General features: G+C 69.0%; 20 protein-coding genes. 8 read left to right on the top strand and 12 right to left on the bottom strand.

Annotation, left to right across the window (positions count from 1 at the left end; translation table 11 throughout):
• Positions 1 to 30 precede the first annotated feature (30 nt).
• Positions 31 to 813 carry a substrate-binding domain-containing protein gene (locus ACV22V_RS10615; RefSeq protein WP_059537012.1) on the top strand — a complete coding sequence of 261 codons (783 nt, stop codon included), beginning with the start codon at positions 31 to 33 and terminating at the stop codon, positions 811 to 813.
• Positions 814 to 837: 24 nt separating this feature from the next.
• Here ACV22V_RS10615 and dctA read toward each other — a convergent pair whose 3' ends face one another.
• Together dctA and ACV22V_RS10625 are read right to left on the bottom strand one after the other, a co-directional pair.
• Complete coding sequence (gene dctA / locus ACV22V_RS10620) at positions 838 to 2,160, bottom strand: C4-dicarboxylate transporter DctA (RefSeq protein WP_448013769.1); 1,323 nt, start codon at positions 2,158 to 2,160, stop codon at positions 838 to 840.
• A 43-nt stretch (positions 2,161 to 2,203) separates the two neighbouring features.
• Positions 2,204 to 3,127 (bottom strand): LysR family transcriptional regulator, encoded by a 924-nt coding sequence (locus ACV22V_RS10625; RefSeq protein WP_059692894.1) that lies wholly within the window; start codon positions 3,125 to 3,127, stop codon positions 2,204 to 2,206.
• A 409-nt stretch (positions 3,128 to 3,536) separates the two neighbouring features.
• On the opposite strand from ACV22V_RS10625, the gene ACV22V_RS10630 reads away from it, so the two are divergent.
• Entirely contained in the window at positions 3,537 to 4,184 is a 648-nt protein-coding gene (locus tag ACV22V_RS10630; RefSeq protein WP_448013770.1) for a UdgX family uracil-DNA binding protein, read from the top strand.
• On the top strand, positions 4,181 to 5,488 hold the full coding sequence (locus tag ACV22V_RS10635) for an NRAMP family divalent metal transporter (protein ID WP_448013771.1): 1,308 nt from the start codon (positions 4,181 to 4,183) through the stop codon (positions 5,486 to 5,488). Before ACV22V_RS10630 ends, ACV22V_RS10635 begins: the two co-directional genes overlap by 4 nt.
• Before the next feature lie 128 nt (positions 5,489 to 5,616).
• Here ACV22V_RS10635 and ACV22V_RS10640 read toward each other — a convergent pair whose 3' ends face one another.
• From ACV22V_RS10640 to ACV22V_RS10670, 7 genes are all read right to left on the bottom strand, one after another.
• Positions 5,617 to 6,228, bottom strand: a complete 612-nt coding sequence (locus ACV22V_RS10640) for a hypothetical protein (protein ID WP_059537032.1) — start codon at positions 6,226 to 6,228, stop codon at positions 5,617 to 5,619.
• Positions 6,229 to 6,287: 59 nt separating this feature from the next.
• Positions 6,288 to 6,899 carry a DUF4142 domain-containing protein gene (locus tag ACV22V_RS10645; protein WP_448013772.1) on the bottom strand — a complete coding sequence of 204 codons (612 nt, stop codon included), beginning with the start codon at positions 6,897 to 6,899 and terminating at the stop codon, positions 6,288 to 6,290.
• Between the two features lie 28 nt (positions 6,900 to 6,927).
• Complete coding sequence (locus ACV22V_RS10650) at positions 6,928 to 7,785, bottom strand: SDR family oxidoreductase (protein ID WP_059537040.1); 858 nt, start codon at positions 7,783 to 7,785, stop codon at positions 6,928 to 6,930.
• 100 nt (positions 7,786 to 7,885) lie between these two features.
• Positions 7,886 to 8,452: a hypothetical protein gene (locus ACV22V_RS10655; RefSeq protein WP_059511596.1), complete on the bottom strand. Its 567-nt coding sequence runs from the start codon at positions 8,450 to 8,452 to the stop codon at positions 7,886 to 7,888.
• A gap of 67 nt (positions 8,453 to 8,519) precedes the next feature.
• On the bottom strand, positions 8,520 to 8,819 hold the full coding sequence (locus tag ACV22V_RS10660; RefSeq protein WP_059692887.1) for a DUF2795 domain-containing protein: 300 nt from the start codon (positions 8,817 to 8,819) through the stop codon (positions 8,520 to 8,522).
• 46 nt (positions 8,820 to 8,865) lie between these two features.
• Complete coding sequence (locus ACV22V_RS10665) at positions 8,866 to 9,894, bottom strand: SDR family oxidoreductase (RefSeq protein ID WP_448013773.1); 1,029 nt, start codon at positions 9,892 to 9,894, stop codon at positions 8,866 to 8,868.
• A 27-nt stretch (positions 9,895 to 9,921) separates the two neighbouring features.
• The gene (locus ACV22V_RS10670) at positions 9,922 to 10,332 is read right to left on the bottom strand and encodes a BON domain-containing protein (RefSeq protein WP_059537433.1); all 411 of its coding nucleotides are present in this window, start codon (positions 10,330 to 10,332) and stop codon (positions 9,922 to 9,924) included.
• 243 nt (positions 10,333 to 10,575) lie between these two features.
• Here ACV22V_RS10670 and ACV22V_RS10675 point away from each other — a divergent pair, with 243 nt between their 5' ends.
• Together ACV22V_RS10675 and ACV22V_RS10680 are read left to right on the top strand one after the other, a co-directional pair.
• A complete protein-coding gene (locus ACV22V_RS10675) occupies positions 10,576 to 11,892 on the top strand; it encodes a glycosyltransferase family 4 protein (protein WP_448013774.1) in 1,317 nt (438 codons plus the stop codon).
• The gene (locus ACV22V_RS10680; protein ID WP_059701019.1) at positions 11,892 to 12,935 is read left to right on the top strand and encodes a UDP-glucuronic acid decarboxylase family protein; all 1,044 of its coding nucleotides are present in this window, start codon (positions 11,892 to 11,894) and stop codon (positions 12,933 to 12,935) included. Before ACV22V_RS10675 ends, ACV22V_RS10680 begins: the two co-directional genes overlap by 1 nt.
• Before the next feature lie 41 nt (positions 12,936 to 12,976).
• Here ACV22V_RS10680 and ACV22V_RS10685 read toward each other — a convergent pair whose 3' ends face one another.
• The gene (locus tag ACV22V_RS10685) at positions 12,977 to 15,283 is read right to left on the bottom strand and encodes an ATP-binding protein (RefSeq protein WP_448013775.1); all 2,307 of its coding nucleotides are present in this window, start codon (positions 15,281 to 15,283) and stop codon (positions 12,977 to 12,979) included.
• Between the two features lie 103 nt (positions 15,284 to 15,386).
• Between ACV22V_RS10685 and ACV22V_RS10690 the strand changes: the two genes are divergently transcribed.
• Positions 15,387 to 16,094, top strand: coding sequence for a PIG-L family deacetylase (locus ACV22V_RS10690; protein ID WP_448013776.1), 708 nt, complete (start codon positions 15,387 to 15,389; stop codon positions 16,092 to 16,094).
• Entirely contained in the window at positions 16,073 to 16,996 is a 924-nt protein-coding gene (locus tag ACV22V_RS10695) for a glycosyltransferase family 2 protein (protein WP_448013777.1), read from the top strand. The genes ACV22V_RS10690 and ACV22V_RS10695 overlap by 22 nt, the downstream gene beginning before the upstream one ends.
• Positions 16,997 to 17,013: 17 nt before the next feature.
• On the opposite strand, the gene ACV22V_RS10700 is transcribed toward ACV22V_RS10695, so the two are convergent.
• Both ACV22V_RS10700 and ACV22V_RS10705 read right to left on the bottom strand, forming a co-directional pair.
• Positions 17,014 to 18,381, bottom strand: coding sequence for a sigma-54-dependent transcriptional regulator (locus ACV22V_RS10700; RefSeq protein ID WP_059693179.1), 1,368 nt, complete (start codon positions 18,379 to 18,381; stop codon positions 17,014 to 17,016).
• A 229-nt stretch (positions 18,382 to 18,610) separates the two neighbouring features.
• On the bottom strand, positions 18,611 to 18,733 hold the full coding sequence (locus ACV22V_RS10705; RefSeq protein WP_257127630.1) for a hypothetical protein: 123 nt from the start codon (positions 18,731 to 18,733) through the stop codon (positions 18,611 to 18,613).
• Here ACV22V_RS10705 and ACV22V_RS10710 point away from each other — a divergent pair.
• Positions 18,732 to 19,805, top strand: coding sequence for a sigma-54 interaction domain-containing protein (locus tag ACV22V_RS10710; RefSeq protein WP_059692871.1), 1,074 nt, complete (start codon positions 18,732 to 18,734; stop codon positions 19,803 to 19,805). The two genes, ACV22V_RS10705 and ACV22V_RS10710, sit on opposite strands and share 2 nt — an antisense overlap.
• The last annotated feature ends 5 nt before the right edge of the window (positions 19,806 to 19,810 follow it).

Consider the following 19,810-nt stretch of genomic DNA (forward strand, 5'->3'; position numbering starts at 1 on the left):
TCCCGACTCCACACGTCCAAGACCAAGACCATGAAGAACCTGCTCCTGAAACTCTGCGCGACCGCGCTCGTCGCCACCTCGGCGGTCGCCGCGAACGTGCAGGCCGCCGACCTGCACGTGATGAGCTCGGGCGGCTTCACCGCCGCCTACAAGCTGCTCGGCCCGCAGTTCGCGTCCCGCTCGGGCAACACGCTCGAAACCGCGCTCGGCCCGTCGATGGGCAAGTCGCCTGAAGCGATTCCGAACCGGCTCGCGCGCGGCGAGCCGGCGGACGTCGTGATCATGGTCGGCTATGCGCTCGACGATCTGATCAAGCAAGGCAAGGTCATCGCCGGATCGCGCGTCGAGCTGGCCGATTCGCGCATCGGCATGGTCGTGCGCGACGGCGCGGCGAAACCCGACATCAGCACGGCCGAAGGCCTCAAGCAGGTTCTGCTGCATGCGAAGTCGATCGCCTACTCGGACAGCGCGAGCGGCGTCTACATCGAGCGCGAGTTGTTCAAAAAGCTCGGCATCGAGGACCAGGTGAAATCGAAGGCGGCCATGATTCCGCGGATCCCGGTCGCATCCGTGGTCGCGAACGGCGACTACGACATCGGCTTTCAGCAGGTGAGCGAACTGCTGCCCGTGAAGGGCGCGACCTTCGTCGGGAAGATTCCCGAATCGCTGCAGTCGGTCACGCGCTTCGCGGCCGGCATCCCCGTCGGCGCGCAGCACCCGCAGGAAGCGAAGGCACTTCTCGACTATCTCGCGTCGCCCGACGTGCAGGCCGAAGTGAAATCGACCGGGCTGGATTCCGTCTCCGCACACTGAGCACGACCGACGGGAAGGTGCGCGTCAGACCGCCTTCCCGTCGGGCCCGGCGCCGGCCGCCGCGCCATCGGCGCCATTCGGGCCAGCCGGTCCGGTCCCGTTCAGCATCCGCGCGAGACGCGCGCGATCGCACGCCCCTTCCCGCATCGAAACGAAGATCACCGCGCACGCGTTGCTGATCACGCTCGTCAGCGCACGCGCCTCGGACATGAAGCGATCGATGCCGACCAGAAGCGCGACGCCGGCAACCGGCAGGTCGGGCATCACGGCGAGCGTCGCGACGAGCGCGACGAGCCCGCTGCCGGACACGCCGGCCGCCCCCTTCGACGTCAGCAGCATGACGGCCAGCATCGCGGCGATCTGCGGCGCGGAAAGCGGCACATCGCACGCCTGGGCGATGAACAACGCGGCGAGCGTCAGATAGATCGCGGTGCCGTCCAGGTTGAACGAGTAACCGGCCGGCAGCACGAGCCCCACGACGCCCTTGTCGCAACCGAGCGACTCCAGCTTGACGATCAGCCGCGGCAATACCGGCTCCGTCGACGAAGTCGCGAGGACGATCAGCAACTCCTCGCGGATGTAGCGCAACAGCCGCCACAACGCGAAACCGTGCAGCCGCGCGAGCGGCGCGAGCACCAGCGCGACGAACAGCGCGCAGGCCACGTAGAACGACGCCATCAGCCACGCGAGCGAGCCGACCGAGCCGATACCGAAGCGCCCCACCGTGAAGGCCATCGCGCCGAATGCGCCGAGCGGGGCGAGCCGCATGATCATCGCGAGCACGCAAAACACGATCTGCGCGACGCCGTCGATCAGCGCCAGCACGGGCCGCCCGGCCTGCGGATACGCGTTCAGCGAAAAACCGAACAGCAGCGACAGCAGCAGCACGGGCAGCACCTCGCCCTGCTGGAACGCGCCGAGCATCGTATCCGGGATCACGCTCAGCGCGAACGCGACGAGGCCGCGCGGTTGCGCATGCTGCGCGTATTGCGCCAGGACGCTCGCATCGAGATGGCGCACGTCGACGTGCATGCCGGCGCCGGGCCGCAGCACGAACGCCGTGACGAGCCCGAATACGAGCGCGGCGGCGGTCAGCAGATAGAACAGCACCAGCGCGCGGACGATCGTGCGTCCGATGGCCTGCCCGTTCGCCAGCGACGTGATGCCGGAGACGATCGTGCAGAACACGATCGGCGCGATCATCATCCGCACGAGAGCGACGAATGCATCGCTGAGCGGTTTGAGCGCCGCGCCGGCCGACGGCCAGAAGTGGCCGACGCTCACGCCGAGCGCCATCGCCAGCAGAACCTGCACGTAAAGCGAACGAAGCGATCTTGCCAGCCTCATGCTGCGGTCTTCCTCGATGTTCCGGTCGTATTCGTCACGAGCATTACTTCGATGCATCGCTGCGCGGCGCACCGCCGCGCCTGGCGTCGATCACCGCCCGGTGAAATTCCTCCGCGGCGGGCGTCAGCGGGCGTCCGCGCCGTTTCACGATGCCCACCCGGCGCTTGACCGAAGGTTCGACGAGGGGCACGCTCGTGAGCAGCGGATGGTCGTGTCCGGGCATCGCCATCGACGGCACCGCGGCGACGCCGAGCCCCGCTTCGACCAGCCCGAGCATGGTCGTCACGTGGCGCGTCTCGCACACGCTCGGCGCGCGCGGCGCGACGCTCGTCAGTGCCTGGTCGAGCAACAGGCGGTTGCCGGACGTCTTGTCCACGGACACGTACTCGTATTCGTAAAGCTCGTTCCAGGTCACGCGCTTCTTGCGCGCGAGCGGATGATCGCGCCGGCACGCGGCAACGAATCGCTCCTGCAGCAGCAGCTTGAACTCGACCTCGGACTCCTGGCTGCCCATGAAGCTCACGCCGAAATCGGCCTCACCGCTGATGACGGCGCTCAGCACCTCGTTCGCGCTCGCATCCAGCAGCTTGACCCTGATGCGCGGAAAGCGGCGATGATAGCTGGCGATCACGTTCGGCAGGAAATAGTAGGCCACCGACGGTACGCACGCGATCGTCACGTGACCGAGGCGGCTCGACGAAACGTCGCGGATGCCGAGCAGCGCCACGTCGAGATCGTCCAGCAGTTGCTCGGCGCTCGGCGCGAACACGCGGCCGACAGTCGTCAGCGTGACGCTACGCGTCGTGCGCTCGAACAGACGCACGCCGAGCGCTTCCTCCAGTTTGTCGATCCGGCGGCTCAACGCGGGCTGCGAAATGCTGATCGCCTCGGCGGCCTTGCGGAAGCTTCCCAGCTCCACCACCGCGCGAAACGCCTGCAAGTCGGTCAAATCGAAGTTGATTCCCACGGGTCTGGTCTCCGCATCTCGAATGCCGCGTATTGTGCACGATTCGGAGAAGCATACCCAGCCGGGACATGCCCGACCGCGACGCTCCGGGCGCACCGTCTTGCCGCGTGCGGCGGGCGAATGCGCGCGGCGTGACGGCGCCCGATACCGTTTTACAAGCGCCGTGTAAGGCCCGCGATCGGCCACGCTCGATCGCCCGCGGCGGCTCTCGCCTGAGCCGGATGCCGTCCCGACGCAAACTGCGCATGCATGTCGACTGCATGCGGCATGCCGGTTGCTGCACACATTGCACAGCATCGATATGGGAGCCGCCGATGTTCCGACTCGCCCGGATCTTCCCCCCGCTTGCCGTCCGCCGTCGCGCGCACGTCGACGCGCGCGCGGCGCAGATGAGTACAGGAAGCACCCCATGACGCGCCACGCCCCCGCAAAGCGCGCGTCGGTTTCGATCGCCGCCGACGACGATGCGCCGGCCACGCTCGACGCCTGCCGCCGCTGCGGACTGTGGGAACACGCGACGCAGCCGGTGCCCGGTGCGGGGCCTGCCGATGCGCGCATCATGCTGGTCGGCGAGCAGCCGGGCGACCAGGAAGACCGCGCGGGCATCCCGTTCGTCGGCGCGGCGGGCCGCATGCTCGACCGCGCGCTCGACGAGGCCGGGATCGAGCGCACGTCCGTCTATCTGACCAACGCGGTCAAGCATTTCAAATGGGAGCCGCGCGGCAAACGACGGCTGCACAAGACGCCCGCGCAACGCGAGGTCGCCGCGTGCCGCTACTGGCTCGAACGCGAACTCGATGCGATGCGCCCGCGCGTGGTCGTCGCGCTCGGCGCGACGGCGCTGCGCGCAGTACTGCAGGACAACGAAGCAACGCTCGAGCGCACGCGCAAGCCGGTGCGCTCGCCCGACGGCTGTCTCGTCGTCGCGACCTATCACCCGTCCTACGTGCTGCGCACGCGCGGCGCCGATTCGCGCGAGCACGCATACCGGACGCTCGTGGACGCGCTGCGCACTGCGGCGCGCCTCGCGCGCGGCGCACCGGGAGACGCCGAATGAGCGACCTGCGCGGCGACGACGCGGTGCGCGACCCCGCGAGCGCCGCATCCCCCGCCCGGCCGTGGTACCGACGGCTCGGCCCCGGCCTGCTCGCGGGCGCGTCCGACGCCGATCCGAGCAACGTCGCCGTCTATGCGCAGGCCGGCAGCCAGTTCGGCTTCCACATGCTGTGGATGACCGTGATCACGCTGCCGATGATGGTGGCCGTGCAGCTCGCGTCGGCATTCATCGGGCGCGCCAACCGCGAAGGCCTCGTGGCGGCCATCCGCGAGCAGTTCTCCAGCCGCCTCGCCAAGGCCCTGATCGTGACGGTCGTGATCGTCAACGTCGTGAACGTCGGCGCCGACCTCGCCGCGATGGGCGACGCGACCGCGCTCGTCGTCGGCGGCCGCAGCTACTGGTATGCGCCCGTCTACGGCATCGCATCGCTCGCGCTGCAGGTCCTGCTGTCCTACGAACGCTACGCGCGCTGGCTCAAATGGATGACGCTCGGCCTGCTCGCGTACGTGCTCGAACTCGGCTTCGTGCACATCGACTGGCGCAGCCTGCTGCAGGCGATCGTGCTGCCGCACATCGCGTTCACGCACGACTATGCGACGACGGCGGTCGCGGTGCTCGGCACGACGCTGAGCCCGTACCTGTTCGTGTGGCAGGCCGCGCTCGAAGTCGAGGAAACCCAGGCCGAGCGCCGCAACGGCGACACCGCATGCGCACCCGGCGCGCGCCGCGAGACCGAGCGTCGCATCACGTTCGACACCTGGACCGGGATGATCGTGACCAACGCGGTATCGTTCTGCATCATGGTGATCGGCGCGGCCGTGTTCTTCACGAACGGCAGGCATGACATCGGCTCCACCGCGCAGGCTGCCGAGGCGCTGCGCCCGATCGCCGGCGAAGCGGCGTTCGTCGTGTTCGCGTTCGGCATCGTCGGCTGCGGGCTGCTCGCGATTCCCGCGTTCGCGGGCAGCGCCGCGTACGGCTGCGCGGAGGCGTGGCGCTTTCGGGAAGGCCTGAACGAGCCGGTGCGGCGCGCGCCGGCATTCTATGCGGTGCTGGCGGCTTGCATGCTCGTTGGCATCGCGATCTGTTTCAGTCCCGTCGATCCGATCAAGGCGCTTTACTGGAGCGCGGTGCTCAACGGCGTCGCGGCGGTGCCGATGCTGGTGCTCGTGATGCTGTTGTCGCGGCGACGCGATGCGGCCGGCCAGCCGGGCAGCGGCATCGCGTCGAAGGCGTTCGGGTGGCTGGCGGTCGTGCTGATGGCGGGGTCGGTAGTCGTGATGGTCGTGGACATGCTGACCTGACCGGAACCGTGGTGTAGTTGCGTTCGCAACCGTTCAACCATGGAGGAAGGACCGGAACGGCGAAGCAACGATATCGGACAGCCGGGCGGCCGCGCAAGCGGCGCGGCCCGGTTGCCCGATCGGCAGGGTCACATCATCTTGCCGCGCGACTTTTCGGCACGCGCCGCATCGGCCGCCGATTCGACCTTCTTCACTTCCTCAGGCGGCGGCAGCACCGCCTTGAAGCCCATCGAGTCGATCCACATCTCGCGCGCCCAGCCACGGGTGTGATACAGGTGATGGTCCTCGTCGGCCTCGACTTCATCGTGCGCGGCCTTCAGCGCCTTCGCCGCGTCGCCGTCGCGCAACTGGTCGGCCGCGTAGCCGATCAGCTCCCAGTTCAGGTGATCCTTGGTTTCGGCCAGCACCACGCACTCGGCCGCGACGACCTGCGCGACCGCCGGGTCGGCCTGCTTCCTCGCCTGCTCGATCACCTGGACGAGCGACTTGCCGGTCGCCTCCACGGCGGCGCGGCCCGGCGACTTCGTATCCGGATCGAGGCCGAGCGTGTCGAATACCTGACGCAGCACGTCCTGGTGATGCATCGTCTCGCGGTGGTACTTCTCCCATTCCTTGTGCAGGTCCTCGTCGGTCGCGCACTGGAGCGCGGCCTCGTAGATCTTCGCGCCGCCAAGCTCGGTCTCGTATGCCTGGCAGAGCAGTTCGAGGATGCCTGCATGCTTCGATTGCCGTTGGGCCATGACTGCTTCTCCGAAAAAACGGGCCGCCCGCGCGGCCCTGGGGTTGAAACGGGCGCGCGTTACTGCGCGCCCACCTTGCGCTGGAGCGCCTCCGCCATGCTCAGGTGATGCCTGAGCGTCGGCAGCGTGGATGTCGCGAACGCACGCAGTTGCGTGTCCTTGCCGTCGCGCGCCTCGTCTTCGAACAGCGCGACCGCCTTCTTGTGCGCGTCCGGACCGACCGCGGCGACATAGGCAGTGTCGAAGTCGTGCCCGCGCTTGCCGCGCAGCGCCTCGACGTCCGGATCCTGGATCTGGTCGACCTGCGGTTTCATGCCCTTGCGCGCGGCGATTTCGTCGAGCTTCATGCTCGCCTTGCCGTGGTCGGTCACCATCCGTTTCGCGAACGCGCGCACGTCCGCGGACTGCGCCTGCTGCAACGCGAGCTGGCCCGCCTGCACTTCGGCCTTGCCGGCCAGCGCGGCCTTGTCGACGAATTCCGCATCGACGCCCTGCGGCGCCTTCGCGATGCCGGCATCGCCCGCCCCGGCCCCCGACGTCGGGTTGATCATGCCGCCCGGCACATGCGAATTCGATGCGGGCGGCTCGCTCGGCATCTGTGCACACGCGAATCCCGACACGGCGAGCACGCCCGCGGCGAGCGCCGCGGTCGTCCAGTTGGGTTGTTTCATGCGCTTTCTCCTGGTGTGGACAGCATCGTCACCCGCCGACGATCGAGCCGCCGTTCGGATGCAAGGTCTGTCCCGTCATGTAGCTCGCGCCTTCGGACGCGAGCAGCACGTAGCAGCCGATCAGTTCGTCCGGCTGCCCCGGCCGCTTGAGCGGCACGTTCGCGCCGAACTTCGATACCTGTTCGGCGGTGAAGGTCGACGGAATCAGCGGCGTCCAGATCGGCCCCGGTGCGACGGCGTTCACGCGAATGTCGCGCTCGGCCAGCTCGATCGAGAGCGAGCGCGTGAACGCGACGATCGCGCCCTTGGTCGCCGAGTAGTCGGGCAGCTTCGGGCTGCCGTGATACGCGGTCACCGACGCGGTATTGACAATGCGACCGCCCGCCTTCATGTGCGGCAACGCGGCCTGCGTGCAGAACATCATTCCGTACACGTTCGTGCGGAACGTGCGCTCGAGCTGTTCCTCGGTCACGTCCTCGATGCCCGGCTGCGGATGCTGTTCGCCCGCGTTGTTGACGAGCACGTCGAGCCGCCCCAGCCGCTCGACCGTGCGCGCGACGGCGTCGCGCGCCTGCCGGCGGTCGCCGACGTCGCATGCGATCGCCTCGCAGCGCCGCCCCGCCTGCTCGATCAAGCGCTTCGTGTGCGCGGCATCGTCCGATTCCTTCAGATAGACGATCGCGACATCCGCGCCCTCCTTCGCGAAACCGATCGCGACCGCGCGGCCGATCCCGCTGTCGCCGCCCGTCACGAGCGCGACCTTGCCGGCCAGCTTGCCACTGCCGACGTAATCGGCCGCTTCGTCGTGCGGCTTCGGATGCATCTCCCGCTCGCGGCCCGGCTGTTGCGTCTGCGTCTGCGGCGGCGGTGTCCTGGCGGTGGTCATGGTTTCCTCCTTGAACGGGTGTCGCGAAGGCATCGCAAACGGCGTGCCGTGTACCGCGTAGCCGCACGCCGAGTGGCACGCGCATGCGGAAACGACTCGTTCAGCGCGGACTGCCCTGCGTGGTGCCGTCCGGCCGGCGCACCGGATCGAAGTCGCGCCACTCGCCGTCCTGCCAGTCGCCTTCGACGCGCTCGATCGACTGCGCGCCGGTCGCGCGCAGCACGTCTTCCGCCGCGGCCGCGGTCGTCGCCGTCACGCGCGCGGCCAGGATCACGCCGGTTTCGGTATGCGCAAGCGTGCCCTTGCCTTCGGCCTGCTCGCCGCGCATCCGTCCGAGCGCGCCGCCGAACGCGCCGAGATACGCACCGGCGAGCGCGCCCGCTGCCGGCACGAACCAGTAGTGCACGCCGAGCGCATAGACGATCAGTCCGACGATCGCGCCGATCAGCAGCCCGCGCAGCGCGCCGACCATCGCGCCGCGGCCGCCCGGCTTCGCGGCCGTATCGGCATACACGTCGCCGCCGATCGGAAAGCGCGCGTGCTGGCCGCCCGGGTTCAGGAAGAAGATCGACACGTCGTCCGGGCCGAACGCGCGCTCGTAAAGGTGGCGCGCGCCACCTTCCGCTTCATCGAACGTCGTGAAGCGTCCTGCGACGATCATCGCCATGTTCGTGCTCCTCGTGACCGTAAGGCGCCGCGCACGCGACGGCATGCGCGACGCGACGTGGCGGCGCTCACATCAGCCGCCCGAGCTCCTTCGACACCGATGCCGGCGTGCCGTATTCGCGATCGGGAATCTGCCTGAGCATGTCGAGCACGCGCGGATCGGCATGTGACCGCTCCGCGCACTGGACGACGTCCGCCTTGCTCGCCGGATAGTCCATCCCCTTCAGCGCCTTCTGCACGTCGACGGGGCTCGGCGCCTTGCCGTGCCCCGTCTGGTGGCCGCCCTTGTCGTGATCCTGCTGCGTGCGCTCGCCTTCGTGCGCGCGAGAATGGCTGTATTCGTGGCCCGTATGTTGTCGGGATGACATGGAAACCTCCTTCGAATGAGAAACGGGGAACCGGAAAGGAACGCGATTACGACGACGCGCGCCGCGCGCGTGCCAGCGCGGCGACCACCAGCGCCGCCGCGCCGAGCGCGACCGCGCCCGCGACCTTCGGTTGCTGCACCACCGCGTTGTACGCACAGCCGCGCAGCACGGGCCCTTCCATTCCTTCGCGCTCGTGCAGCGCGTGGCGGGACTCGTACAGCGCGTTGTCGTCGCGCGGGCGCGCGGGGCGCACCGTGCGCTGGCCGCGCGCGAACAGCGTGGCCGCGACGCGATCGAACAGGCGCGGCGCGTGATACGCGCTGGCCGACGCCAGCTTCGCGGCGCCGCCGACGAACAGCGCGCGGCGCGGGTGCGCGGCGGCGAACAGGATCGCGTCGGCGACGAGGTCCGGGTCGTAGATCGGCGGCGGCAGTTTCGCCTCGACGTTCATGTAGTTCTTCGCGTGCATCACGAACATCGTGTCGATGGCGGCCGGCTTGATGAGCGTGACGGATACGGGCAGGTGATCCGACTCGATCTCGAGACGCAGCGAATCGGTGAAGCCCTTGACCGCGTGCTTCGACGCCGCATACGCGCTTTGCAGCGGCACCGGCGCATCGGACGCCTCGCTGCCCATGTTGATGATCGCGCCGCCGTGGAAATCGCTCTTGCGCCGGAAATGATCCGACGCGACCAGCGAGCCGTGCACGACACCCCAGTAGTTGGTGTCGAACAGCCGGCGCTGATCCTCGAGCGGCACCGACGCCGCCGTGCCGAAGATCGACACGCCCGCGTTGTTGACCCACGTATCGAAGCCGCCATAGGTGTCGGCCGCCATCGCGGCGGCGCGTTGCACGTCCTCGAGAATGCCGACGTCGCCGGCGACCGGCACCGCGAGGCCGCCGTGCTGGCGGATTTCCTCGCAGAGCGTGTTCAGCGCGTTCTCGTTGCGCGCGAACAGCACCAGCTTCGCACCGCGCCGTGCCGCCTTGCGCGCGGTGACGAGGCCGATGCCGCTCGTGGCGCCCGTGATCACGATCGTCTGCTCGCCGACCGGTTTGAGCATGCAGTTCATCACTGGACTCCTTCTACGGGGCCGAGGTTATTTCGGGCGGATGGTCAACTGGTTGCGCACGTCCTGCACGCCGTCGATCTGCTTGACGACGCTGGCGGCCTGCATGCGCTGCTGGTCGTCCGGCACGCTGCCGGTCAGCATCACGACGCCGTGGCGCGTCTTCACGTGAATGTCGCCGGCCGACAGGCCGTTCGTGCCGACCAATTCGGCTTTCGCCTTGGTCGTGATGGTCGCGTCGCGGATCTTCGTGCCGGTGCTCGAATGCGTCGACGACGACATGGATGAGGATGACGATCCACCGTCGTCTCCGGCGGCGAACACGTTCGGCGCGACGGCGATACAGGCGGTGGCCGCGGCGATCGCGACCGCCATGCCGAGACGCTTCGCCGCGCGACGGCGGAATCGCGGAGCGCGGGCTTGCAGCGGGAATATCTTCATCGTGACCTCCTATCGTGTGATGCCGGCATGGCCGGCGGACATCCGGGTGGCGCAAATCGCGTGCCGCGCGCAATACGCCGCGTGCACGCGCGGCACGCTGATCGGACGCCCTTTCATCCAACGCGTTGTAATTTTTGCGACACACGGGCGGGGCATGCGCCCCGCGAAGTGCCGGGTATGGCGATTGCCGGAGAGGGACGCAACGGGGCTCGCCGGCGCGGCCCCGACCTCGGGAGCAACACCATGCAAAGAATTGCGTTGATCAGTGAACATGCGTCGCCGCTGGGGGTGATCGGCGGCGTGGATGCGGGCGGGCAGAACATCTACGTCGCGAACGTCGCGAAGCAGTTGGCGGAGCGCGGCCTCGACGTCGACGTCTACACGCGCTGCGACAATCCGCACCTGCCGGAAGTCGTGCGGATCGGTCCGCGCATGCGGGTGATCCACGTGCCGGTCGGGCCGCCCGCCGATATCCCGAAGGAGCGGCTGCTGCCTTACATGGGCGCGTTCGCGGACTACATGACGGCACGCATGCGGCGCGAGCCCGACCCGGTCGACGTGATGCATGCGAACTTCTTCATGTCGGGCGAGGCCGCGTTGCGCGTGAAGAAGCGTCTCGGGATTCCGCTCGTCATGACGTTCCATGCGCTCGGCCGCGTGCGCCGGCTGCATCAGGGCGCGGCCGACGGCTTCCCCGACGAACGCTTCACGATCGAGGATACGCTCGCGCGCCGCGCGGACCGGCTGATCGCCGAGTGCCCGCAGGATGCGCTCGACCTCACCACGCACTACCGCGCCGATGCCGCGCGCATCGAGATCGTGCCCTGCGGATTCGATGCGCGGGAATTCCGGCCCGTGCCGCGTGTCGGCGCGCGTGCGCGGCTCGGCTGGCCGCACGATGCATTCGTCGTGCTGCAGCTCGGGCGGCTGGTGCCGCGCAAGGGAATCGACACCGTGATCGACGCGCTCGCGCGAATGCCGCGTGACCCGAACCGGCCGACGCGGCTCTACATCGTCGGCGGCAGCCAGGCGACGCCCGACCCGGCGCGCGATCCGGAACTCGCACGCCTTGCCGCGCTCGCGCGCGACATCGGCATCGCGAAGCACGTGACCTTCGTGGGCCGGCGCGAGCGCGACACGCTGCACCTGTACTACAGCGCGGCCGACGTTTTCGTGACGACGCCGTGGTACGAGCCGTTCGGCATCACGCCGGTCGAGGCGATGGCATGTGCCGCGCCGGTGATCGGCAGCGACGTCGGCGGCATCCGCACGACGGTGGACGACGGCGTGACCGGCTACCTGGTGCCGCCGCGCGATCCGGCCGCGCTCGCCGAGCGTCTCGTGCAGCTGCGCGCACGACCGGACCTGTGCGATGCGCTCGGCCGGGCCGGTTATCTGCGCGCGCACCGCTTCTATACGTGGCGCGGCGTGACCGACCGCCTCGTCGACATCTACCGCGACGTCGCGCATCCGCAACGCGCCGGCACGGCGGCCAGCAGCCGCCGAACGCCCGTCGCGACCACGCCGGGCGTACTCGCGAACCGCAAGGAGAACGCATGATGAAGGGCTACGATCGCAAACGGGTGCTCGTCACCGGCGGCGCCGGGTTTCTCGGTTCGCATCTCTGCGAGCGCCTCGTGACGGCCGGACACGACGTGCTGTGCGTCGACAATTTCTACACCGGGACGAAGGACAACATCGCGCACCTGCTCGATGCGCCGAACTTCGAGCTGATGCGGCACGACGTGACGTTTCCGCTGTACGTCGAGGTCGACGAAATCTACAACCTCGCATGCCCGGCATCGCCCGTGCACTATCAGCGCGACCCGGTGCAGACGACCAAGACCAGCGTGCATGGCGCGATCAACCTGCTCGGCCTCGCGAAGCGCGTGAAGGCGCGCATCCTGCAGGCGTCGACGAGCGAAGTGTACGGCGACCCCGACGTGCATCCGCAAGACGAGCGCTACTGCGGCCGCGTGAACCCGATCGGCGTGCGCGCGTGCTACGACGAAGGCAAGCGCTGCGCGGAAACGCTGTTCATGGACTATCACCGCCAGTACGGCGTCGACGTCCGGATCGCGCGGATCTTCAACACGTACGGCCCGCGCATGCATCCGGCCGACGGGCGCGTCGTCTCCAACTTCATCACGCAAGCGCTGGCCGGCGAGCCGCTGACCGTCTACGGCGACGGCAAGCAGACGCGCTCGTTCTGCTATGTCGACGACATGGTCGATGCGCTGGTCCGGTTGATGGACGAACCGGGCGACGCATGCGAGCCCGTGAACCTCGGCAGCGACGACGAGATCGCGATGATCGACATCGCGCGCGAGGTCGTGAGGATCGTCGGCACGACGGTCGCGATCGAGTTCTGTCCGCTGCCGTCCGACGATCCGCGCCAGCGGCGGCCCGATCTCGACGCCGCGCACCGGCGCCTCGGCTGGCGCGCGACGACACCGCTCGCGAGCGGGCTCGCGCATACCGCGCGGTATTTCATCCATCGGCAGGTCGTGCATCACACGCCGGGCGATCTCGTGCGCAGCACGCAGATCGCATCGCACATGCTCGCGCAGATCAGCACACGGAACCGGCCGACGGCGACCTGAGCGGGACGGCGTGACGCGCGACGGCCGGTGCCCGTCGCACGTCAGCGGTCGGGCGTCGTCACGCGCGCGATCTTGTGCGCCAGCTCGCGAACGTCGACCGGCTTGCACAGATAGCCGTCGAAGCCCGCTTCGAGCGCGCGGCGCTCGTCGGCGAGGCCGGCGTGCGCGGTCACGGCGAGCACGCGCATATCGGGCGGGGTGCCGCCGTTCGCGGCGCCGCTGCGCAACGCGTCGAGCAGCCAGAAGCCGTCGCCGTCGGACATCGCGAGATCGGACAGCACGACGGTCGGCTTCACGTCCGCGACGATCGCAAGCGCGTCGCGGCCCGACGACGCGATGGCGACGGTCGCGCCGAGCGTGCTCAGCGCGGCGGTCAGGCTCGCGCGCGTGGTGGCGTCGTCGTCGACGATCAGGATGCGCTGCGAGTCGAGCATCAGCGGATCGAGCAGCCCGTCGTGCTGCGCGACGCCCCACGCCATTGCCCCCACCGGCTGCCAGCCGGCCGGCAACGTCACGGTGAACGTGGCGCCGCGATCGCGGCCCGCGCTTTCGACGCGGACCGTGCCGCCGTGCAGCTCGGCGATATGCCGCACGATCGAAAGGCCGAGCCCGAGCCCGCGCCGCGACGACGCGGGCGAATCGTCCGCGCGGCGGAACATGTCGAACACGTACGGGATGAACTCCGGCGCGATGCCTTGCCCGTCGTCGGAGACGGTCAGCGTCGCGTGCGCGGCGTCGCGCGACAGCGTGACCGTCACCGTGCCGCCCGCCGGCGTGAACTTCAGCGCGTTCGACACGAGATTCGACAGCATTTGCCGCAAGCGCTCGGCGTCGCCCGACACCACGCATGCCGGCGCGGCGCAGTCGAATCCGAGCGCGATGCCGGCCGACGACGCGGCCGTCTGGAATGCGTTCGTCGCATCGGCGAACAGCCGCACCACGTCCACCGGCATCGCCTCGATCCGCAGCTTGCCGGTCTCGAGCGACGATGCGTCGAGGATGTCGCCGACCATGCGTGTGAGCGAACGCGCGCTGCGGTCGATCGCGTCGATCGCCTGCTGCTGCAACGCGTCGTCGCGCGAATTGCGCAGCACCTCGACCCAGCCGTAGATCACGTTCAGCGGCGTGCGCAGTTCGTGCGATACGGTCGCGAGCAGTTCGTCCTTCAGACGGTTCGACGTGTCGGCCTGATCGCGCGCGTCGCGCGCGCCTTGCAGCGAACGGTGCGCGCGCAGGTCGCGGCGGCGCTGCGCGCCGGTCTCGCGCAGCGTCAGCGACAGCGCGACGCAGCTGCGCGCGTCGCCTTTCACCGGGCATGCGGATACCGTCGCGCGAAAGCGCCGGCCGTCGCGGCGCACGCACAGCAGCTCGAGCGGGCCGACCGGTTCGCGCAACGCGTCGAACGTCTCGGCCAGCGGGTTGCGCGCCAGCCAGCGCATCGCGACCAGCGCTTCGAGCGGCCGCCCGCACGCGTCGTCCTCGTCGTACCCGAAGATCCGCTGCGCGGCCGGGTTCCAGCTCACGATGCGGCCATGGCCGTCGATCCCGACGATCGCGTCCGGCGATGCCTCGACGACCGCGAGCTGCAGCCGCGACTTGTCGGCGAGCACGCGCGCCATGCCGCCATCGCGCAACAGCAGCACCGCGCCGTCGATGTTGCCGTCCGCATCGGCGATCGGCGACGCCGCCTCGACGATCGGCACCGGCCGGCTGTCGTCGGCGCCGTGCAGCCAGTGCCGGTCGGACAACGCATGCGCGCCGCCGAGCGCACGGTCGAGCGGCGTCGTCTGCACGCGCCGGCCGTCGTGATCGAACTCGCGCAGCACGTCGCGCACGGGTCGACCTGCCGCCTCGTCCAGGCCGCAGCCGGCCAGTTCGGCCGCCGCCGCATTCAGGTAAGTCACCCGGCCTTTCGCATCGGTCGCGATCACGCCGTGCGGCAGCGCCTGCAGCACGGCATCGAGCTGCCGCCGCGCGTCGGCTTCCCGCTGGCGCGCGAGCTCGTTCGTGAGGCGCGCGTGGCGCAGCATCGCCGCGACCGCGCACACCAGCGCGCCGACCAGCAAGAAGATGCCGAGCCGCACGAGGCGGGCCGGCAACGGTTCGGTATACGCGCCGGGATCGGACAGGAACAGCGTCCAGACCAGCAGCCCGCTCGCCGCGGTCGACGCGATCCCGAACACGAACGACGTCGCCCACGCGGCGCCGGCCAGCATCGGGTAGTACAGGACGAGCGACAGGTTGACGCCGCCGAAGCGGATCGCCAGCGCCTGCAGCACGGTCGCGATCGCGACGAGCATCACGGCGGTGGCGTAATTTCCGGCCGGCGGCCGTGCAAAATCAATCATCCGACACGCTCCTGCCGGCGAACCGGCGGCGGCGGGCCACGCGTGAACGGATGGGCACGTCACATGCTCGGCCGCTTACGCCGACCCGGGAGACCTTCACGCCATGACCATTCCGACACGCTGGCTCGCCATCTCGCCGCATCTCGACGACGCCGTCTTCAGTTGCGGCGAATTGCTCGCGCAGTCGCCCGGCTCGGTCGTCGTCACGGTCTTCGCGGGGATACCGGCCCGCGGGACGGCCGCGCCGCCGTGGGACCGGCGCGCGGGTTTCCGCACGGCGGACGAAGCCATGCGCGCGCGCCGCGACGAGGATCGGCACGCGCTCGAGACGCTCGACGCGCAGGCGGTGTGGCTCGATTTCCTCGACGACCAGTACGGCATGCCGGCCGCGTCGACGGCGATCGCCGCGCGCGTGGCCGCGGCCATCGACGCGCACCCGGGCTTCGGCGTGCTCGCGCCGGCCGGCCTGTTCCATCGCGATCACGTGCAGGTGCAGCAGGCCATGCTGACGCTGCTGCGCGACGACGGTCGGTCGGGCGATGCATCGCGCGTGTGGCGCTTCTACGAGGACGTGCCATACCGGCGGATCGACGGGCTGATGGCCAGGCGCGTGATCGGCTGGCGCGAACGCGGCTGGACCGGCCATCCGGTCGGCGCGCCGACCGGCAGCCGTATGGACGGCGCGGCAGCAAAAGCCGCCGCCGTGGACGCGTATGCGAGCCAGATTGCGCTGTTCGAGCCTCATATGCGTGCCGATCTCCAGGAACCCGAAACATACTGGCGGCTCGAATGCGACGGCTCGTCCGCGTAACGCCCGCGCATGTCGTGCTGCCGCCACGCGAAGCGCGCGTGACCGCGGTCGTGCTGACCTGGCGGCGCCCGACGGAACTCGCGCGCACGCTCGCACGACTCTCCAGCCTGCCCGACCGGCCGGCGATCGTCGTCGTCGACAACGGATCGGACGATGCAACCGCGGCGCTCGTACGCAACCGCTTTCCGCACGCGACGCTGGTGCATGCACCGGTCAATCTCGGCGCGTCCGGCCGCAACCTCGGCGCGGCCGTCGCGCGCACGCGCCACGTCGCGTTCTGCGACGACGACACCTGGTGGGCGCCCGGCTCGCTCGCCGAAGCAGCGAACCTGCTCGATGCGTATCCGCACGTCGCGGCCGTCACCGCGCGCGTGCTCGTCGGGCCGGAGCAGCGCGAGGACCCGACCTGCCGGCTGATGGCCGACAGCCCGCTCGATGCGCCCGTCGCGCTGCCGGGCCGGCCGATCCTCGGGCTGCTGGCCGGTGCGACCGCGTTCCGACGCGACGCGTTCCTCGCCGCGGGCGGATATCATCCGCGCTACTTCCTCGGCGGCGAGGAAGCGCTGCTCGCGCTCGACCTGTATCGCGCGGGCGCGTGGCTCGTCTATGCACCGCATCTGACGGTTCATCATCACCCTTCGATGCAACGCGACGTGCACGCGCGCGCGAGCGTCGCCGCACGCAACGCGGTATGGACCGCGTGGCTCAGGTGGCCGGCCGGCGCGGCGCTCGCGCATACGTTGCGCATGCTGCCGCGCCTGTGGCGCGAACGCGGCATCGCGCCCGCGTTCGCGGGCGTGCCGTGGATCTTGCGCGAGCGGCGCGCGCTGCCGCCGCATGTCGAGCGCATGCGTCGCCGCCTCGACGACGATGCGCGCCGCCGTGCGGGCGCGCGCGCATGAGCCTGTCGGGCACGACATCAGGAATCCGGTTTCTCCACTTCGTCTTCCAGTTGCGCGAGCCGGTTGTAGATCGTCTTCAGGCTGACGTCGAGCACCTCCGCCGCCTGCGCCTTCACGCCGCCGCATTGCGCGATCGTGCCGAGAATCAGCTTGCGGTCGACTTCCTCGAGCGGCGTGCCGAACGGCACCGTCACGCGCTCCTCGTTCGAGTCGACCATGTTCGACAGTTCTTCCATGATCGGCGGCGGCAGCGTGTCGATCACGTCCGCGTCGCTGAAGATGCTCGCGCGCTGCACGAAGTTGCGCAGCTCGCGCACATTGCCGGGCCACGCGTAAGTCTTCAGCGCTTCGCGCGCGGCCGGCGCGAAGCGCAGGTTGCGGCCGCTTTCCTCGTTGTAGCGCTGCAGGAACGCATCGGCGAGCATCGGGATGTCGTCGCCGCGCTCGCTCAGCGACGGCAGCGGGATCGGGAAAACGTTGATCCGGTGATAGAGGTCGGGCCGCAGCTTGCCGTCCGCCATCGCGCCTTCCGGATCGCGGTTGGTGGCCGCGACGATGCGCACGTCGACGTCGATCTCGCGCGTCGAGCCGAGCCGCGTGAGCCGCCCGGTTTCCAGCACGCGCAGCAGCTTGACCTGCGATTCGACCGGCATCTCGGTGATTTCGTCGAGGAACAGCGTGCCGCCGTCCGCGCGTTCGAAGAAGCCCTTGTGCTGCCGCTCGGCGCCGGTGAAGCTGCCGCGGTCGTGGCCGAACATCTCGCTCTCGACGAGGTTCGCCGCGATCGCGCCGCAGTTCACCGCGAGGAACGGGCCGCGCCGGCGCAGGCTCAAATCGTGAACCGTCTGTGCGGCGAGCTCCTTGCCCGTGCCCGACTCGCCGGTGAGCAGCACCGACGCTTCGGTTCGCGCGACGCGGCCGATCGCATCGTAGACGGCCTGCATCGCGGGCGAGCTGCCGAGCATCCGGCCGAAGCGGCCGAGACGCTTCAGCTCGGAGCGCAGTTCGGCGATTTCCTCGTGCAGGGCGGTGGTGCGCGGCACGCGCGCGAAGATGCTGTTCAGCCGCTGCATGTTGAGCGGTTTCACCAGATAGTCGGTCGCACCGCGCCGCAATGCGTCGATCGCGGTTTCGAGGCTTGCGTGACCGGTGGTCAGCACCATTTCGCAATGCGCGTGCTTGGGCAATGCGTCGAACAGATCCATCCCGTTGCCGTCCGGCAGCACGAGATCGCACAGCACGAGATCTGGGGTATGCGTTGAAACGAGCGTGCGCGCTTCTTCGAGCGTCGCGGCCGTGTCGCAGGCGAGTTGCTGCGCCTGTGCGAGCGTCGCGAGCATCGTGCGCGTATCGGCATCGTCTTCGACGATCAGGACATAAGGCATCGAAGCTCCTGGTAGTGCGGCTCCGGCGCCAGGCATCGGCCGAAACCGCGTCGGGCGTGCAATGGGGGGTACGACGCCGGCACCTGGCGCCACGTCCGCACTGCACACGAATGAGCAGACTAGCTGTCCTGCAATGACAAACGAGTGCTTAGCAGTATAGAAGAAGCACGTCGCGCGATCGCCGCTCATCGAATAAATCTATCCCTCGACCACGGTGGCATTGCCAGATTCAATCCGGCAATTCCAGCATAAAAGGTATGATTTCCACATGAAAAAAACGACGCATGACGGTCATTTTTTCATCCAGCCCTCGACGATTTCGGTCAATACTTCCCAACGCGATATCACTCATGTCGAAATCCGACGATGACGGCACGCGATTGTTCGGCCGCTCGCAAACGATCCAGAATCTGCTGCTAAAGGTATCGCGCGTCGCCGCTACGCGCGTCAGCGTGCTGGTGGTCGGCGAAAGCGGCGCCGGCAAGGACATCGTCGCGCGGCTCATCCACGACATGAGCCCGCGCCGGCGCGGGCCGTTCGTGCCCGTCAATTGCGGGGCGATCCCGAAGGACATCGCGGAGTCCCATTTGTTCGGACATGAAAAAGGCAGCTTCACCGGCGCCGTTGCACAACATGTGGGCATGTTCGAAGCCGCGCGCGGCGGGACGCTGTTTCTCGACGAAATCGCGGAAATGCCGGCGGAATTGCAGGTGAAATTGCTGCGCACGCTCGAGTCGAACACGATCATGCGCGTCGGCGGTCACGAAGCGATTCCGCTCGACGTGCGGATCGTCGCGGCCACCCATCACGACCCCGTGGAGGCCGTGCGCAGCGGCCGGCTGCGCGAGGATCTCTTCTACCGGATCGCGACGATCGCGCTGCACGTGCCCGCGCTGCGGCAGCGCGAGGACGACGTCGGCGACATCGCGCTGCAGATCGTCGACCGGCTGAACGCCCGGCACCGCACGCGCAAGCGGCTGTCGATGCAGGCGATGAAGGCGCTGCGCGCGTACACGTGGCCCGGCAACGTGCGCGAGCTGCGCAACGCGCTGGAGCGCGCGTTCATCCTCGCGGACGAACAGATCGAACTGCAGTTGCCGCGTCGGCAACTGCCGCGCGACGAAGTTCGGCACAACGCGATGACGCTGCATATCGGCACGACGCTCGCGCATACGCAGCAGCGCTTCATCGTCGCGTCGCTGCGTCATTTCAACGGCGACAAGCCGCGCACCGCGAAGGCCCTCGGCATCAGCCTGAAGACGCTGTACAACCGCCTCGCGCTATTGTCCGAACACGAGCGCAACGCGGCGAACGGCGCGGCAGCGCCGGCGTCGGGTACGAGCAGCGCAAGTGGTGCAAGTGGTACAAGTGGCGCCGGCGGCACCGCGAGCGCGGGCACGCCACCGAATGCAACGAACCCGTAAGCACA

This window comes from Burkholderia sp. AW33-5 (assembly GCF_053427615.1).

Coding starts and splice junctions, on each gene's coding strand:
- ACV22V_RS10615 (WP_059537012.1), top strand. CDS start 31: ATGAAGAACCTGCTCCTGAAACTCTGCGCGACCGCGCTCGTCGCCACC.
- dctA (WP_448013769.1), bottom strand. CDS start 2,160: ATGAGGCTGGCAAGATCGCTTCGTTCGCTTTACGTGCAGGTTCTGCTG.
- ACV22V_RS10630 (WP_448013770.1), top strand. CDS start 3,537: ATGACGCGCCACGCCCCCGCAAAGCGCGCGTCGGTTTCGATCGCCGCC.
- ACV22V_RS10635 (WP_448013771.1), top strand. CDS start 4,181: ATGAGCGACCTGCGCGGCGACGACGCGGTGCGCGACCCCGCGAGCGCC.
- ACV22V_RS10640 (WP_059537032.1), bottom strand. CDS start 6,228: ATGGCCCAACGGCAATCGAAGCATGCAGGCATCCTCGAACTGCTCTGC.
- ACV22V_RS10645 (WP_448013772.1), bottom strand. CDS start 6,899: ATGAAACAACCCAACTGGACGACCGCGGCGCTCGCCGCGGGCGTGCTC.
- ACV22V_RS10650 (WP_059537040.1), bottom strand. CDS start 7,785: ATGACCACCGCCAGGACACCGCCGCCGCAGACGCAGACGCAACAGCCG.
- ACV22V_RS10655 (WP_059511596.1), bottom strand. CDS start 8,452: ATGGCGATGATCGTCGCAGGACGCTTCACGACGTTCGATGAAGCGGAA.
- ACV22V_RS10660 (WP_059692887.1), bottom strand. CDS start 8,819: ATGTCATCCCGACAACATACGGGCCACGAATACAGCCATTCTCGCGCG.
- ACV22V_RS10665 (WP_448013773.1), bottom strand. CDS start 9,894: ATGAACTGCATGCTCAAACCGGTCGGCGAGCAGACGATCGTGATCACG.
- ACV22V_RS10670 (WP_059537433.1), bottom strand. CDS start 10,332: ATGAAGATATTCCCGCTGCAAGCCCGCGCTCCGCGATTCCGCCGTCGC.
- ACV22V_RS10675 (WP_448013774.1), top strand. CDS start 10,576: ATGCAAAGAATTGCGTTGATCAGTGAACATGCGTCGCCGCTGGGGGTG.
- ACV22V_RS10680 (WP_059701019.1), top strand. CDS start 11,892: ATGAAGGGCTACGATCGCAAACGGGTGCTCGTCACCGGCGGCGCCGGG.
- ACV22V_RS10685 (WP_448013775.1), bottom strand. CDS start 15,283: ATGATTGATTTTGCACGGCCGCCGGCCGGAAATTACGCCACCGCCGTG.
- ACV22V_RS10690 (WP_448013776.1), top strand. CDS start 15,387: ATGACCATTCCGACACGCTGGCTCGCCATCTCGCCGCATCTCGACGAC.
- ACV22V_RS10695 (WP_448013777.1), top strand. CDS start 16,073: ATGCGACGGCTCGTCCGCGTAACGCCCGCGCATGTCGTGCTGCCGCCA.
- ACV22V_RS10700 (WP_059693179.1), bottom strand. CDS start 18,381: ATGCCTTATGTCCTGATCGTCGAAGACGATGCCGATACGCGCACGATG.
- ACV22V_RS10710 (WP_059692871.1), top strand. CDS start 18,732: ATGTCGAAATCCGACGATGACGGCACGCGATTGTTCGGCCGCTCGCAA.
- ACV22V_RS10705 (WP_257127630.1), bottom strand. CDS start 18,733: ATGAGTGATATCGCGTTGGGAAGTATTGACCGAAATCGTCGAGGGCTG.